The 13,400-nt window shown below is 62.2% G+C and carries 16 protein-coding genes; 9 read left to right on the top strand and 7 right to left on the bottom strand.

The window, feature by feature from the left end; genetic code table 11:
- Positions 1-2: 2 nt before the first annotated feature.
- The 6 genes from puuE to RHEC894_RS16095 are packed head-to-tail and all read left to right on the top strand — an operon-like array spanning position 3 to position 3,385.
- Positions 3-926, top strand: coding sequence for an allantoinase PuuE (gene puuE / locus RHEC894_RS16120; protein ID WP_010069467.1), 924 nt, complete (start codon positions 3-5; stop codon positions 924-926).
- Positions 926-1,426, top strand: a complete 501-nt coding sequence (gene uraD / locus RHEC894_RS16115) for a 2-oxo-4-hydroxy-4-carboxy-5-ureidoimidazoline decarboxylase (RefSeq protein ID WP_085738024.1) — start codon at positions 926-928, stop codon at positions 1,424-1,426. The genes puuE and uraD overlap by 1 nt, the downstream gene beginning before the upstream one ends.
- Positions 1,423-1,785, top strand: coding sequence for a HepT-like ribonuclease domain-containing protein (locus tag RHEC894_RS16110; RefSeq protein WP_085738023.1), 363 nt, complete (start codon positions 1,423-1,425; stop codon positions 1,783-1,785). The genes uraD and RHEC894_RS16110 overlap by 4 nt, the downstream gene beginning before the upstream one ends.
- Positions 1,786-1,790: 5 nt before the next feature.
- Positions 1,791-2,291, top strand: a complete 501-nt coding sequence (locus RHEC894_RS16105) for an ureidoglycolate lyase (RefSeq protein ID WP_010066678.1) — start codon at positions 1,791-1,793, stop codon at positions 2,289-2,291.
- The gene (gene uraH, locus RHEC894_RS16100; RefSeq protein WP_010066677.1) at positions 2,288-2,644 is read left to right on the top strand and encodes a hydroxyisourate hydrolase; all 357 of its coding nucleotides are present in this window, start codon (positions 2,288-2,290) and stop codon (positions 2,642-2,644) included. The genes RHEC894_RS16105 and uraH overlap by 4 nt, the downstream gene beginning before the upstream one ends.
- On the top strand, positions 2,645-3,385 hold the full coding sequence (locus RHEC894_RS16095; RefSeq protein WP_085738022.1) for a metallophosphoesterase family protein: 741 nt from the start codon (positions 2,645-2,647) through the stop codon (positions 3,383-3,385).
- Between the two features lie 16 nt (positions 3,386-3,401).
- Here the strand turns inward: RHEC894_RS16095 and RHEC894_RS16090 are convergent, their stop codons facing one another.
- The 4 genes from RHEC894_RS16090 to RHEC894_RS16075 all read right to left on the bottom strand — a co-directional run bounded on the left by RHEC894_RS16090 (position 3,402) and on the right by RHEC894_RS16075 (position 7,728).
- On the bottom strand, positions 3,402-5,165 hold the full coding sequence (locus RHEC894_RS16090) for a flotillin domain-containing protein (RefSeq protein ID WP_085738021.1): 1,764 nt from the start codon (positions 5,163-5,165) through the stop codon (positions 3,402-3,404).
- Positions 5,162-5,809: an OB-fold-containig protein gene (locus RHEC894_RS16085; protein WP_085738020.1), complete on the bottom strand. Its 648-nt coding sequence runs from the start codon at positions 5,807-5,809 to the stop codon at positions 5,162-5,164. The genes RHEC894_RS16090 and RHEC894_RS16085 overlap by 4 nt, the downstream gene beginning before the upstream one ends.
- A gap of 5 nt (positions 5,810-5,814) precedes the next feature.
- On the bottom strand, positions 5,815-6,954 hold the full coding sequence (locus RHEC894_RS16080; protein ID WP_085738019.1) for a PspA/IM30 family protein: 1,140 nt from the start codon (positions 6,952-6,954) through the stop codon (positions 5,815-5,817).
- Between the two features lie 162 nt (positions 6,955-7,116).
- Positions 7,117-7,728 carry a CDP-alcohol phosphatidyltransferase family protein gene (locus RHEC894_RS16075; protein ID WP_085738018.1) on the bottom strand — a complete coding sequence of 204 codons (612 nt, stop codon included), beginning with the start codon at positions 7,726-7,728 and terminating at the stop codon, positions 7,117-7,119.
- Between the two features lie 202 nt (positions 7,729-7,930).
- Here RHEC894_RS16075 and RHEC894_RS16070 point away from each other — a divergent pair, with 202 nt between their 5' ends.
- Genes RHEC894_RS16070 through RHEC894_RS16060 form a run of 3 tightly spaced genes read left to right on the top strand, consistent with a single transcriptional unit; the run spans position 7,931 to position 11,491 of the window.
- The gene (locus RHEC894_RS16070) at positions 7,931-9,715 is read left to right on the top strand and encodes a bifunctional alpha/beta hydrolase/class I SAM-dependent methyltransferase (RefSeq protein ID WP_085738017.1); all 1,785 of its coding nucleotides are present in this window, start codon (positions 7,931-7,933) and stop codon (positions 9,713-9,715) included.
- 10 nt (positions 9,716-9,725) lie between these two features.
- Positions 9,726-11,054 (top strand): phosphatase PAP2/dual specificity phosphatase family protein, encoded by a 1,329-nt coding sequence (locus RHEC894_RS16065; protein ID WP_085738016.1) that lies wholly within the window; start codon positions 9,726-9,728, stop codon positions 11,052-11,054.
- Complete coding sequence (locus RHEC894_RS16060) at positions 11,051-11,491, top strand: hypothetical protein (protein ID WP_085738015.1); 441 nt, start codon at positions 11,051-11,053, stop codon at positions 11,489-11,491. Before RHEC894_RS16065 ends, RHEC894_RS16060 begins: the two co-directional genes overlap by 4 nt.
- A gap of 69 nt (positions 11,492-11,560) precedes the next feature.
- On the opposite strand, the gene RHEC894_RS16055 is transcribed toward RHEC894_RS16060, so the two are convergent.
- The 3 genes from RHEC894_RS16055 to RHEC894_RS16045 form a co-directional block, all read right to left on the bottom strand.
- Positions 11,561-12,703, bottom strand: a complete 1,143-nt coding sequence (locus tag RHEC894_RS16055; RefSeq protein ID WP_085738014.1) for an alpha-hydroxy acid oxidase — start codon at positions 12,701-12,703, stop codon at positions 11,561-11,563.
- A 105-nt stretch (positions 12,704-12,808) separates the two neighbouring features.
- Positions 12,809-13,108, bottom strand: a complete 300-nt coding sequence (locus RHEC894_RS16050) for a type II toxin-antitoxin system RelE/ParE family toxin (protein ID WP_085738013.1) — start codon at positions 13,106-13,108, stop codon at positions 12,809-12,811.
- 3 nt (positions 13,109-13,111) lie between these two features.
- Positions 13,112-13,372, bottom strand: coding sequence for a type II toxin-antitoxin system ParD family antitoxin (locus RHEC894_RS16045; protein WP_085738012.1), 261 nt, complete (start codon positions 13,370-13,372; stop codon positions 13,112-13,114).
- Positions 13,373-13,400 lie beyond the last annotated feature (28 nt).

Here is a 13,400-nt window from a genome sequence, read left to right as displayed (position 1 = left end):
TGATGGTATCCGAGACCTATCCGCGCAATCTCGTCGGCTATGGGCGCCAGACGCCCGATCCGAAGTGGCCAGGCGAGGCACGCGTCGCCGTGCAATTCGTCATCAATTACGAGGAAGGTGGCGAAAGCTGCATTCTCGAAGGCGACCCGGCCTCCGAAAACCTGCTGTCGGAAATCGTCGGTGCGGCCGCATGGCCGGGGCAGCGCAACCTCAACATGGAATCGATCTACGAATATGGTTCCCGCGCCGGCTTCTGGCGGCTCTGGCGGATGTTCACCGGTCTCAAGGTGCAGGCGACCGTCTATGGCGTGACGCTGGCCATGGCGCGTAACCCGGAAGCCGTTGCTGCGATGAAGGAGGCCGGCTGGGAGATCGCCAGCCACGGTTACCGCTGGCTGGAATACAAGGATTTTCCCGAAGATCTCGAGCGCAAGCATATCCTCGAAGCCGTGCGCCTGCACACCGAACTCACCGGCGAACGGCCTTACGGCATGTATCAGGGCAAACCATCAGACAATACGCTGCGGCTGGTGCAGGAGGAGGGCGGCTTCCTCTACTCTTCCGATTCCTATGCCGACGACCTGCCGTTCTGGGTGAAGGGTGTTGACGGGAAACCTTTCCTGATCATTCCCTATACGCTCGAAACCAACGACATGCGTTTCGCAACGCCCCAGGGTTTCAACACCGGTGATCAGTTTTTCACCTATCTGAAGGATGCTTTCGACACGCTTTACGAGGAAGGCAAGGACGGCAGCCCGAAGATGATGTCGGTCGGTCTGCATTGCCGTCTCGTCGGACGCCCCGGCCGGGCGGCGGCGCTGAAGCGCTTCATCGAATATGTGCTGAAGCACGACAAGGTCTGGATCCCGCGCCGCATCGAGATCGCCGAGCACTGGCACAAGCACCATCATCCGGACGCGCTCTGATGGTGTCGCGTCAGGATTTCGTCTCCCGCTTCGGCGGCGTCTTCGAACATTCGCCTTTCATCGCCGAGCGTGCCTATGATGCCGGCGGCGTGATCGCGCCGCTGACCGCATCAGGCGTGCATGCGGTGCTTGCCGCGGTCTTCCGCGCGGCAAGCCGCGAGGAACGTCTCGGCGTGCTCCGCGCCCATCCCGATCTTGCCGGGCGCCTTGCCATTTCAGGCGAACTTACCGAGGACAGCCGCAAGGAACAGTCCGGCGCCGGTCTCGACCGCCTCAGCCCCGCCGAGCACGCCCGCTTCACTGAACTCAATTCGGCCTATGTCGAGAAATTCGGCTTTCCCTTCATCATCGCCGTCAAGGGGCTCGGCAAGGACGATATCCTGGCCGCCTTCGAAACGCGGATCTCCAACGGTCGAGACGAAGAATTCGCGACCGCCACGGCGCAGGTCGAACGGATCGCGCTGCTCCGCCTGACATCGATGCTGCCGGAGGCCGAATGAAAGAGCGGCGCACAATCGACTATCTCAATGAAATGTACGAGGCGGCATCCGAAGCACTGTCTTTCGTCGGCGGAATGGATGGGGCCGCCTTCGTCGGGGACAAGCTCACCTTCAAGGCGGTTGCCTTCTGTCATTTCACCATCGGTGCGGCGGCGTCGCGCCTGCTGGTGGCGCATCCGGAATTTGCGACGGAGCATCCCGAGTTGCCGTGGACGAAAATCTGCGGCACGGGCAACCGTATCCTCGATGACGTCTTCGATCTCGATCCCGTCGACGTCTGGGAGGAGACGTATCGCACGCTGCCGGAGCTTCTTTCCGGGATCGATGCCGTCCGTGATTGGCATGCCCAAGGCGAGTGAAACCATTGCCCGAATTTCTCGACATCCGTCCGCTCACCCGATCCAGCTTCGCTCCCTTCGGCGAGGTGATCGAAGCCGATCCGGCCTCGATGCGGCTCATCAATGGCGGCACGACGGAGCGCTTTCATGCGCTCGCCGCCGCAGAGGCGACGGGCGAGGGGGCGCGTATCATCATCAATCTCTTCCGCGGCCAGCCGCGCAGCTTCCCTTATGAAGTCGACATGATGGAGCGCCATCCATTCGGCAGCCAGAGCTTCTCGCCGATTTCGGGCCGTCCTTTCCTCGTCGTCGTCTCCGAGGACTGGAATGGACGGCCCGGCCGGCCGCAGGTGTTTCTCGCACGCGGGGATCAAGGCGTGAACTACCGCCGCAATGTCTGGCATCATCCGCTGATGGCGCTTGGCCACGCCTCCGATTTCCTGGTCGTCGACCGCGACGGGCCTGATAATAATCTGGAGGAATTTTTCTTCGAATCCCCCTTCATCATCAAAGAGCCAGCCCCATGACCGGACTGACCACGCATGTTCTCGATACCGCCCTCGGCAAGCCGGCCGCCGGCCTCAGGATCGATCTTTTCCGGCTCGACGGCGAAATCCGCATGCACCTGACGACAGTCGAGACCAATGACGATGGCCGGGTCGACGGCGGCCCGATCCTCAGCGGTGAAAATTTCCACGTCGGAACCTACGAACTCGTCTTCCACGCCGGCGATTATCTCAGGCGCAACGGCACGCCGCTGCCGCATCCGGCCTTCCTCGATCTCGTGCCGATCCGTTTCGGCATCGCCGATGTCACGGCCCATTACCATGTGCCGCTGCTGCTTTCGCCCTACGGTTATTCGACCTATCGAGGCAGCTGAATGAAGTTTGCTGCGATCGCCGACATTCACGGCAACCATCTGGCGCTCGAAGCGGTGCTTGCGGATATTCGCGCCGAGGGCATCGAGGAGATCGTCAATCTCGGCGATTTCTTCAGCGGGCCGCTGGAGGCCGGCCTGACCGCCGATATGCTGATGCCGCTTGGCCTGACCTCGGTTCGCGGCAATCACGACCGTTATCTGATCGAGCAGGATCCGGCGGCCATGCATGCCTCGGACGCCGCCGCCTATCGGCAATTGACGCCATCCCATCTCGATTGGATCCGCGGCCTGCCGTTCGATGCCGTCTATCGCGGCGAGGCCTATCTCTGCCACGCGACTCCGAAGGACGACAATCTCTACTGGCTGGAATCCGTCTCGCCGGAGGGCATCGTCTCCCTGAAGCCGATCGAAGCGATCGAGGCGCTGGCGGAAGGCATCGATCAGCCGCTGATCCTTTGTGGCCACAGCCATGTGCCCCGCGCCGTTCGCCTTTCCGATGGTCGCTTGATCGTCAATCCCGGCAGTGTCGGCTGCCCCGCCTATGACGATGTCCTGCCTTATTACCACAAGGTCGAAGCCGGCCATCCGCTGGCCGGCTATGCCATTCTGGAAAAGACGGCTGCGGGATGGACATGGCAGTTCAGGAACGTCGCCTATGACCATATGGCGATGTCGGCACTGGCCGCCGAAAGGGGCCGTGCCGACTGGGCGAGCGCACTGGCGGCAGGTTGGCTAAAATAGCCCAAGCCTGCTGGGGTCATTCCTTCTTCGGCGCCGGAGGAACGATCGTCGTTGCCGGGGCTGCGGGCAGTGTCGCCGGTTTTACCGGAGCCGCGGCCGGGACAGCAGGCTTTGCCGGAGCCGCGGCCGGCTTTGCCGGTTTTGCGCTATCAAGATTCCCAAGGAGCGCCGAGATCGCGTTGTCGCCGTCGAAGCCTGCTTCCTTCAGCAGCTTGTCGAGGATCGGTTTGTTGGCCTGGTAGGCGAGCAACTGGCCGGCCAGGCCTTCGCCCATGCCGATGCCGCCTTCGCCGTTCGCGCCGCCGCGGCCGAGCATGCCGCCAGTGTCGAAGATCCGGATGTCGGAGATCTTCTCGATCGGCTTGACCGCCTCGGCGAGCGCTTCGGGAATGATGCGGATACGCTCGCGGGTGATTTCGAACTCGATGATGGTCTGGCTCAGCTTGTTGCGGGCTTCGTTGAGCAGGGCCTCGCTTTCAGCCTGAGCCCGGCCGGTTTCGAGGATGCCCTTGGCCTTGATGATCGCCGCATCGGCTTCGGCGGTGGCGAGCGTCTTGATGGCTTCCGCCTGGTCGGTCGCGGCCTGTTTCTCGGCCTCGGCGCCGACGGTGACGGCAGTCGCTTCGGTTTCGGCCTTCTTGCGTGCGTCGATCACGGCAATCTGCTTTTCGCGCTCGGCAATTTCGATCGCTTTGGCCGTGCCGACCTTTTCTTCTGCTGCAATCGCCCGGGCGCGGGCCATTTCGGCAGTCGCTTTCGCTTCGGATTCCTCGCGGCTCTTATTGGCGACGGCGATGGCGCTTTCCTGGGCCACGATCTGCAGGTCACGCTTGGCTTCGGTGTCGCGCTGCTGGACGGCACGGGCGGCATCGATGTTTGCGCTTTCGCGGGCCTGCTTGGCGGCTGCCTCGCGTTCGGCGATTGCCTGTTCGGAGGCGATGCGGGCCTCCTCCTCGGCGCGTTTGGCCGCCTGCTCCTGCTGAGCGGTTTCGGCGCGCGTCGCCGCGGATTTGTTGGCGATGTCGCGTTCCTGGCTGAGTTCGGCCTCCCGCTTCGTCCGCTCGATGGTCAGCGATTGCTGGCGGGCTTCCAGATCCTTCTGGGCGATGGCGACTTCCGTGTCGCGAACGATCTCGTTTCGCTCTTTCTTGCGGCCCTCGGTGATGCGCGTCAGGGCGGCCAGACCCTGTGCATCGAAGAAGTTGTTGGCGTTGAAATGCTTGATGTCGGTCTGGTCGAGGCGAGTGAGAGACACGGATTCGAGCTCGAGACCGTTGGACTGGAGATCGGCGCCGACGGCTTCCTGCACGGCCTTGACGAAATCCATGCGCTGTTCCTGCAGCGCATCGAGGTTCATGGTTGCGGCCACCGAGCGAAGGCCGTCGACGAATTTCGCCTCGATCAGGATGCGAAGCGCCTCGGCGTCGTTGGTGCGGCTGCCGAGCGTCTGGGCGGCCAGCGCGATCGAGGAGGCGTCCGGTTTCACGCGCACATAGAATTCGGCGCCGATATCGACGCGCATGCGGTCCTTGGTGATCAGCGCGTCGCCTTCGCCGCGGCGAACCTCGAGGCGGAGAGTCTTCAGATTGACCCTGGCGATCGAGTGGAAGATCGGCAGGACGACGGAACCGCCGTCGAGCACGACCTTCTGGCCGCCGAGGCCGGTGCGCACATAGGCCTCGTCGCGGCTGGAACGCGTATAGAGAGAGGCGAGAACAAAACCGATGCCGAAAATGAGGACGATGCCAATGCCGGCCGGTAGAATAATGTCATACATCATGGCTGCTCCCTGAAAGATTGATTGTCCGCTGCGGCGGGGTCCGCCAGCGCGGGAATGGCGATAAATACATCTGCCGTGCGATCGACGAGGAGAACCTCGGTGCCGACCTTGAGAGGCTCCTGATCTCTGGCGGCCTTGGCTCGCAGCACGTGCCAGTTTCCGTGCTGGTCCTTGACGCGGACGCGCCCCGGCAGTCCCTGATCGAGCGGTCCAAGCGATACTTCGGCGGTCCTGCCGATCAACGTGTCGAGATCGACGGCATAGGTCTCGTCGTGCGGCACGAGCCGCGCCACGGTTCTGCTCGACGCCCTGACCATGGGGACGGCGACCAGGATAGCGGGAATGGCGGCGACGGTGGCGGGAAGCGGCGCCCAGAAGGCGTCGGCGACGGCCTGTATGGCAAAGCCGGTCATGGCGAAGAAGCCGAGCGCCAGCATGATGAGGATGAGCAGGGGAACGCCGCCGACGTTGAGCCAGGACAGATAGCCCGAAAACCCGTCATGGCCATGGAAATCCGGTTTTCCCAGAAATTCCATGATCGAAAAACCCATGACGGTCGCAAGCATTTCGATTGCGGTCAGGCCTGCGAGCACGGCGGCGGCGATAGCGAAGGGGGCACATTCGGGGGCGAAGAGAAGTGCCATCGGCGTTACCGGTTATCCGCCTTGAAGCGCGCGAGGCGCGCCTCGATCGCCTGTTCGCGATGCAGCCGGTCGAGTTCGTCCAGTTCGGAACTATGGGTATGTTCGCCTGATGGAACACCGGTCAGCCGCGACACCGCCGCCGCAGCCCGGGCAGCATCGGCGCCCGGCGCGGGACGGCTGTAGCCTGTAGCGGCGTCCTCGGGATGCCTGGCGATACTGCGTTTGAAATCGGCAAGGCGGGCGTCCGCCTCGCGGCGCGTGGCGAGCACGGCCTGCAGGGCTTTCTGGCCCTCGTCCAGCTGTTGCCTGGCGTCGGCCAGTGCCTTGTCGAGTGCGGCGATCTGGGATTCGAGATCGATCTGGCGGGCGACGCCGGCCTTTGCCAGATCATCGCGCCCGGAAGAGACGGCGAGGCGGATCTTTCCGTCGAGCGCGTTCATGTCTCCGACGATCTCGTCCTTGCGGCTCTGGATGCGATATTCCTCGGCGCGCGCCTTGCCGAGATCTGTGCGGGCCTCGTCAGCCGCCGCGTCGATCTCGCGGATCGCCTGTTCGATCACGGCGATCTTGTTGACGCCTTCCGCCTTGTCGACCGCTGCATTCGCGATACCCGCGATCAGGCGGCCCATGCGGGAAAGAATGCCTTCATTCGTCATGTTTTCCTCCATCCGAGCGGAATTCGGCGTGACGCCGATGTGAATCTCGTAATGATTGTGTCCGGCAACAAGATAGGCCGGAAAAATACTCTCCCATCCCTTGGAATAGCCCCCGATATCGAAGGGCACGGCAACACGTCCGTATACCGTGGCGATCGTCAGATCCGCGGGGCCTTTGATGGCAAAGAGCTTGTCGTCGAGCGGCAGCTGCGGCGGATCGGCGATCACGCCGCGGTTGGCGGCGAAATCGCGAAGGCCGAGTGTGACCAGCCGTGCCGGCAGGCCCGTCTGTTCGCGAACGGTTTCATAGGCAAGCTCATGCAGGACGACGAGATTGGCGCCCGCCCTGTCGTGAATGAGCTCGCCCAGGATGTCGAGCATTCTGCGATAGGCGGCGATGGTGTCATCAAGCGCCTGGCGGGCACGATCATCCGGTGCCAGCACGTAGCACAACTGCGATGGATGCTGTGTCTTGCCAGCGTTTGCCATGAGTAAAACATAAAGCACCGCTTTTGTGCTTTCAAGGAGAGGGGTAAAAAATACAGGCCTGGAAGAAGCGCTAGCCAAGCAACTCGTAAGAAGGAGCGTTCTACACAGTTTCCGGAATACATTGGCGATGGAAGAACCGGCGGCCGATCGGCTGCGCGCTTTCTATCGGGCGGCCGTTTGCGACTCGCGAATACCGGCGCGGATACGGTTGATGGTGGTCCATACGAGAAGCAGAGCCACCACGGCCCAAAGCCACGAGGTCCATGCTGCAAACGTACCGCCAACGGCGATAAAGATGCCGAGAGCGCCGAACAGCACCGCACGGTCACTCTTGCCCAGCGGCCCGTCGTAACGCCTGTTTGCACCGACCGTTTGACCCAGGACGCCGGCAAATTCCGTCAGCGCCGAGAGGAATATGACGGCCATAACCGGCATCAGATCGTTCGGATCGATCAGCGCAAACGGCAAATACAGGGCGGCGTCCGAGACGACGTCACTGATCTCGTTCAGATAGGCGCCCAAGATACTCTTCTGCCCATGTTCGCGCGCGAGCATGCCGTCAATGGCATTGAGGCCCATGCGCAGGAAAAACCATACAGGCACCAGCAGGAACCAATGCGGAAGCGGGGCGAGGCTCAGGAAAAGGCCAAGTGCAACCGAGACGGCGGCGGCAACTGAGGTCACCTGATTGGCGGTGACGCCTCGTGCCGCAAGCGAGCGCACCAGAGGGCGAAGAATATTCTGAAACCGGGACTTCAATTGATAAACAGACATGCGACCTCAGTGGAATTTTACGGCATTTGAACAGTCTATCCCGGCTCGGGCAGTGCGGATCGTCGTAGCTGTGGGAAAGCCCGCACTTCATATCGGCTCACCCAAAGGACTTATCATTTGCAGCTAGACTTTTGCAATGAAAGCAACTCACTGTTGCCGCCAATGGATGCAACCTATCCACCGATCAGAATTGGAGACGACCGTGCTGCAGACTGCCGATAGCGAGCAACCGTCCTCGACGACCAGACCCATGCATGAATCCGAATTCGCATCGCATGACGGCACTCGACTGTTTTATCGGACGTGGCCTGTGATCGGTGCTTCGCCGAAGGGCGCAATCATTCTTCTCCATCGCGGCCACGAGCACAGCGGCCGCGTCGCCCATCTCGCCACCGAACTCGGCCTCGATGATTTTGCCTTCTACGCCTGGGACGCACGCGGCCACGGGCGTTCGCCCGGAGAGCGCGGCTATTCGCCATCCTTTGCGGCCTCGGCGCATGATCTCGATTGCTTTGTCCGCCATGTCAGCGAGACAAGCGGTACTCCAGTCGAAGACATCGCCGTCATTGCACAGAGCGTCGGCGCGGTACTGGCCAGCACCTGGGTGCACGACTATGCACCGCCGATCCGAGCGCTGGTGCTGGCCTCGCCGGCCTTCAGCGTCAAGCTCTACGTGCCGTTTGCCAGGGAAGGCATTGCGCTCTGGGAAAAGCTCAAGGGAACGTTCTTCGTCAATTCCTACGTCAAGGCGAGGTTTCTGACGCATGATCCCGCGCGCATCGCCTCGTACGAATCCGACCCATTGATATCTAGGCCGATTGCCTCCAACATTTTGTTGCAGCTCTATGAGGCGGCAGCCCGCGTCGTCGGCGACGCCCGCGCCATCACCGTGCCGACCCAGCTGCTGATCTCCGGCAGCGACTGGGTGGTGCGGCACGCGCCGCAGCATCGGTTTTACGAAAACCTCGGCAGTCGCATCAAGGAACGGCATGTGCTTGCCGGCTTCTACCACGACACACTTGGCGAAAAGGATCGCGCGATTGCGCTCGCCGAGATCCGCCGTTTTATCGATGCGCGTTTCGCTGAGCCCCGGGCGCCTGCCGATCTGCGCACCGCCCATGTCCAGGGCTATACCAAGGACGAGGCCGACCGGCTCGCGAGCCCGCTGGATGCCACATCCCCACGCGGCATCTACTGGGCGCTCAGCCGTCTCAACATCAGGCTCGGCGCGCTGGTGTCCGAAGGCATAAGGACCGGGGTCAAGACCGGTTTCGATTCCGGCTCGACGCTGGATTACGTCTACGAGAACAAGCCGCGCGGACTCGGTCCCGGCGGGCGGCTGATCGACAAGGTGTTTCTCGAGGCGATCGGCTGGCGCGGCATCAGGCAGCGCAAGCTGCATTTGCAGGAGCTGATCGAGTACGCGCTGCAGCGCCTGAAAGCCGCCGGCCGCAGTACCCACATGCTTGACATAGCGGCCGGGCACGGCCGTTATGTCCTCGATGCGATCGAAATGGCTGCCGTGCGTCCCGATAGTGCGCGCCTGCAGGATTATTCCCCGATCAACGTCGACGCCGGCCGTGCCAGCATTGCCGCGCGTGGACTGGGTGATTTCGTCAATTTCCGTCAGCAGGATGCCTTTGACGGCGAGGGGCTGGCAGCCATCACGCCGGCTCCGGATCTGGCGATCGTCTCCGGTCTTTACGAGCTGTTTTCCGACAATGCGATGATCGCCGCTTCACTCGATGGGATCGCCCGCGCGATGCAGCCCGGTGGTCTGCTCGTCTACACCAACCAGCCATGGCATCCGCAATTGGAGATGATTGCCCGTGCGCTCACCTCCCACCGTGGTGGTCAGGCGTGGGTGATGCGGCGGCGCACGCAACAGGAAATGGACCAGTTGGTCGCCGCAGCCGGTTTCCGCAAGATCGAACAGCGCATCGACCAGTGGGGTATTTTCACCGTCTCGCTGGCGGAGAGAGTTTGAGGGCAAAGCCTTGGGGCAGGTACGTTCTACTCTTTCCCAGACAGCGCCGGTCCTGAAGCGGGCGGCGCTCTGGCTCGCCTTCCTGGCGCCGTTCTTCTATCTGAGCTATGGCAGCGCCAATTGGCTGGCATCGCAACGCGTCCATGTGCCGAACGTCGCCTTCGCATGGGAAAGCGCTATTCCGTTCTTCGCATGGACGATCATTCCCTATTGGTCGATCAACCTGTTCTACGGGCTCTGCCTGTTCATCAACGCGACGCCGCGGGATGTCGATAGGCTGGCGAGACGCTATCTGACGATCCAGTTAATAGCGGTCGCCTGTTTTATCGCGTTTCCGCTCGAAGCGACCTTCGTGCGGCCGGCAACGAGCGGCCTGCCCGGTTTCATGTTCGCCGTGCTCGGCGGCTTCGATAAACCGTTCAACCAGGCGCCGTCGCTGCATATCGCGCTGCTGGTGGTGATCTGGGACCATCTGCGCGGCCGGCTGCCGCAGAGGGCACGGCTTGCCTGGCACGCCTGGTGCTTCCTGATCGGTGCCTCGGTGCTGACCACGTGGCAGCATCACGTCATCGACATACCGACCGGCATGCTGCTCGGCCTGTTTGCTGCCTGGCTTTTTCCGCGCGATGCCGGTTCGCCTCTTGCGAATTTTGCAATGAGCGGCGATCCGAAGTCGCGCCGTCTCGGCATCTATTATCTCTGCGGCGCCGTCGTATTTCTCGGCCTTGCAGCGCTCTGCACTCCTCTATCGGCGGCAGCGCTGCTGTTGCTCTGGCCGGCTGTTGCGCTGGCGATTGTCGCGCTCGGATATTTCGGCGCCGGTCCGCAGATCTTCCAGAAACGCGTCGATGGCCGGGTCACGCTCGCCAGCCGCTGGTTGCTGGCACCCTACCGGCTCGGCGCCCACATCAACATTCGGCTCTGGACCCGGAGAATGCCGGCATCGGTGGCGATTGCCGATGGCGTCCATCTCGGCCGTTTTCCGCATCGCCATGAAGCCGACCGTTTTGCCACGGTGATCGACATGGCCGGTGAACTTCCACGCCCGAGCGGGACGCACGCACGCTGGTGCAGCTTTCCGACCCTTGACCTTATAGCCCTCGACGAGATCCAGACGCTTGCCGCGGCTGATGTCATCGAGGCTGCGCGCCAGCAGGGGCCGGTTCTCGTCTGCTGTGCGTTGGGCTTCCAGCGCAGCGCCTGGGTCATCGCGCGTTGGCTGCTCATCAGCCGGCGTTGCGAAGATCCAGTCGAAGCCGTGCGGTTGATCGAACGGGCAGGGCGGCGTGTTCATCTGCCCGCGGAAAGCATCCATGCCGTGACGGAGGGCCTGCAATGACGCAGTGGAATAGCACGGCCTCGGCAGCGGCACGAAATCTCGGCGGCAATTCGATCTGCTGCGGGCTGACGGCGTTGTTGCCACTGATCGCCGGCCCGATCACCGCGGGATGTCGCGGCTTCGCTCCATCGCTCGGCTGGCTCTTGATGGTGGTTTTCTGTCTGATCGTCCTTGCGCTGGCGGTCCATCTCCTCTTCGATGCGCTGCTGTTTCGCCTCGCGTCGAGCCACGAGACGGAGGCCGCCGGTCTTGCCGCCGTCGACGACCTGCTGTCTCGAATGCAGCTTCGTAAGCCTGATAGGACACCGCGTGGCCTCGATATGCGGATTGCCGGATCGCGCCGCATCGTCTGGCGGCAGCGTTTGGCGCTCGCCGCCTGTCTCGTGATTTTTGCGATCCTTCTGTTCACTGCGGGCGACGGCCAGCCGCTGTGCTGATACGCATGCGGCTGCGTATATCACAGGTCCTGCCGACGCCGTCAGGCGTCCAGCCCTTGCCGATTTCTCTCAGCCGCGCCCTGATATGATCGATGCGTTCACGTCGTTGATGTCGCGCTTGCCGCAGAGCGCCATGGTGATGTCCATCTCCTTGCGAATGATGGAGAGCGCCAGCGACACACCTTCCTTGCCCATGGCGCCGAGGCCATAGAGGAAGGGGCGGCCGATATAAGTGCCCTTGGCGCCGAGCGCCACGGCCTTCAGCACATCCTGGCCGGAGCGGATGCCGCCGTCGAGATGGACTTCGATGCGGTCGCCGACAGCATCGACGACCGCAGGCAGCATGCTGATCGAGGAGGGGGCGCCATCGAGCTGGCGGCCGCCATGATTGGAGACGATGATCGCATCGGCGCCGGTATCGGCCGCTGCCCTCGCATCCTCCGGATCGAGGATGCCCTTGATGATCAGCGGTCCGCCCCATTGTTCCTTGATCCAGGCGACATCGGCCCAGGAGAGCCGGGGGTCGAACTGTGCGTGCGTCCATGCGGCGAGCGAGGTGATGCTGGAGACATTTTTCGCATGACCGATGATGTTGCCGAAGGTGCGGCGCTTGGTCTGCAGCATATCCAGGCACCAGAAGGGCCGGGTCGCCATCTGCCAAAGATGTTTCGGGGTGAATCTCGGTGGCGCAGACAGGCCGTTGCGCAGGTCCTTGTGGCGCTGGCCGAGGATCTGCAGATCGGCCGTCAGCACCAGCGCCGAGCATCCGGCGGCCTTGGCGCGGTTGATCAGGCCGAGGACGAAATCCTTGTCCCGCATCACATAGAGCTGGAACCAGAAGGGGCGCGTCGTCACCGAAGCGACGTCCTCGATCGAGCAGATGCTCATCGTCGAAAGCGTGAAGGGAACGCCGAACTCCTCGGCGGCACGCGCCGCCAGCATCTCGCCATCGGCATGCTGCATGCCGGTCAGGCCGGTCGGTGCCATGGCTACCGGCATCGACACTTTCTGGCCGATCATCGTCGTTTCCAGCGTGCGGTCGGTCATGTCGACCATCACCCGCTGGCGCAGTTTGATCCGGCTGAAATCGCTCTCATTCGCCTGATAAGTGGATTCCGTCCAGGCGCCCGAATCCGCATAATCGAAGAACATTTTCGGCACACGGCGCCGTGCGAGCTTCTTCAGATCGGCGATGGTGAGCGGAGTGGCCATGAATTGAACCTTCACATCTGAATGCGGCTATCCGGCGTAACATGGAATTCGCGGGAGTGTGAGGGGAATTCGAAGGTCCTCAGCGGCGGCGATGCGGAAAAGCGATTATTCCTCCCAGCTAATATCGCGAAGGTCGCTGGCTCCATCGATGATGCGCACGATATGAACATCAGTGCTATCGCAGGAGTAAAGAACAAGCCATCTTTCAACCACCAGGGCCCGGGCATCCCTGGCGATCGCAGGTCGCTTGGGACCCATCTGAGGATGTCGTTCGAGCGAAGAAATGCGCCGTTCGATGCGGTCTATCATGGTATCGGCTATTGGTGGGCCGCTCTTTTCGGCAATCCATAGCCACAGGTCCAGCATATCCGCGCGGGCGCGGCTCGAATAGAGAACCGTGGCCATCGATCAGGTTTTTGATCCTGAAAATCGCCGGCGCCCTTCAGCTTTTACGGCATCGATGTCCAGAGGGGCGAAATCGCCACTTTTCATTCCCTCCTGCCATGCATTGCGCAGGCGTTCGGTCTCGCGGGCTTTGGTGCTGTCGCGCTCTTCCAGCAGCCGAAGGGCTTCGCTCACGACATCGCTCGAAGAGCTGTAACCGCCGGAATCGATCTTTCTCTTGATGTAGCTCGCCAGCTCATCGGGCAATGAAACGGTCAGGTCCATAGGCTATCTCCTTGGAGAAGTATGGGAA

This window comes from Rhizobium sp. CIAT894, from assembly GCF_000172795.2.
Classification (GTDB): domain Bacteria; phylum Pseudomonadota; class Alphaproteobacteria; order Rhizobiales; family Rhizobiaceae; genus Rhizobium.
The sequence above is the reverse complement of the archived record's forward strand: the minus strand, read 5'-3'. Positions and strand labels throughout refer to the sequence as shown.

Excerpts from the sequence above, each read along its gene's own strand:
- RHEC894_RS16045 (WP_085738012.1), bottom strand. The coding sequence starts at position 13,372 with ATGGACCTGACCGTTTCATTGCCCGATGAGCTGGCGAGCTACATCAAG.
- RHEC894_RS16080 (WP_085738019.1), bottom strand. The coding sequence starts at position 6,954 with ATGGCAAACGCTGGCAAGACACAGCATCCATCGCAGTTGTGCTACGTG.
- uraH (WP_010066677.1), top strand. The coding sequence starts at position 2,288 with ATGACCGGACTGACCACGCATGTTCTCGATACCGCCCTCGGCAAGCCG.
- uraD (WP_085738024.1), top strand. The coding sequence starts at position 926 with ATGGTGTCGCGTCAGGATTTCGTCTCCCGCTTCGGCGGCGTCTTCGAA.
- RHEC894_RS16085 (WP_085738020.1), bottom strand. The coding sequence starts at position 5,809 with ATGGCACTTCTCTTCGCCCCCGAATGTGCCCCCTTCGCTATCGCCGCC.
- puuE (WP_010069467.1), top strand. The coding sequence starts at position 3 with ATGGTATCCGAGACCTATCCGCGCAATCTCGTCGGCTATGGGCGCCAG.
- RHEC894_RS16095 (WP_085738022.1), top strand. The coding sequence starts at position 2,645 with ATGAAGTTTGCTGCGATCGCCGACATTCACGGCAACCATCTGGCGCTC.
- RHEC894_RS16110 (WP_085738023.1), top strand. The coding sequence starts at position 1,423 with ATGAAAGAGCGGCGCACAATCGACTATCTCAATGAAATGTACGAGGCG.
- RHEC894_RS16050 (WP_085738013.1), bottom strand. The coding sequence starts at position 13,108 with ATGGCCACGGTTCTCTATTCGAGCCGCGCCCGCGCGGATATGCTGGAC.
- RHEC894_RS16075 (WP_085738018.1), bottom strand. The coding sequence starts at position 7,728 with ATGTCTGTTTATCAATTGAAGTCCCGGTTTCAGAATATTCTTCGCCCT.
- RHEC894_RS16060 (WP_085738015.1), top strand. The coding sequence starts at position 11,051 with ATGACGCAGTGGAATAGCACGGCCTCGGCAGCGGCACGAAATCTCGGC.
- RHEC894_RS16090 (WP_085738021.1), bottom strand. The coding sequence starts at position 5,165 with ATGATGTATGACATTATTCTACCGGCCGGCATTGGCATCGTCCTCATT.
- RHEC894_RS16055 (WP_085738014.1), bottom strand. The coding sequence starts at position 12,703 with ATGGCCACTCCGCTCACCATCGCCGATCTGAAGAAGCTCGCACGGCGC.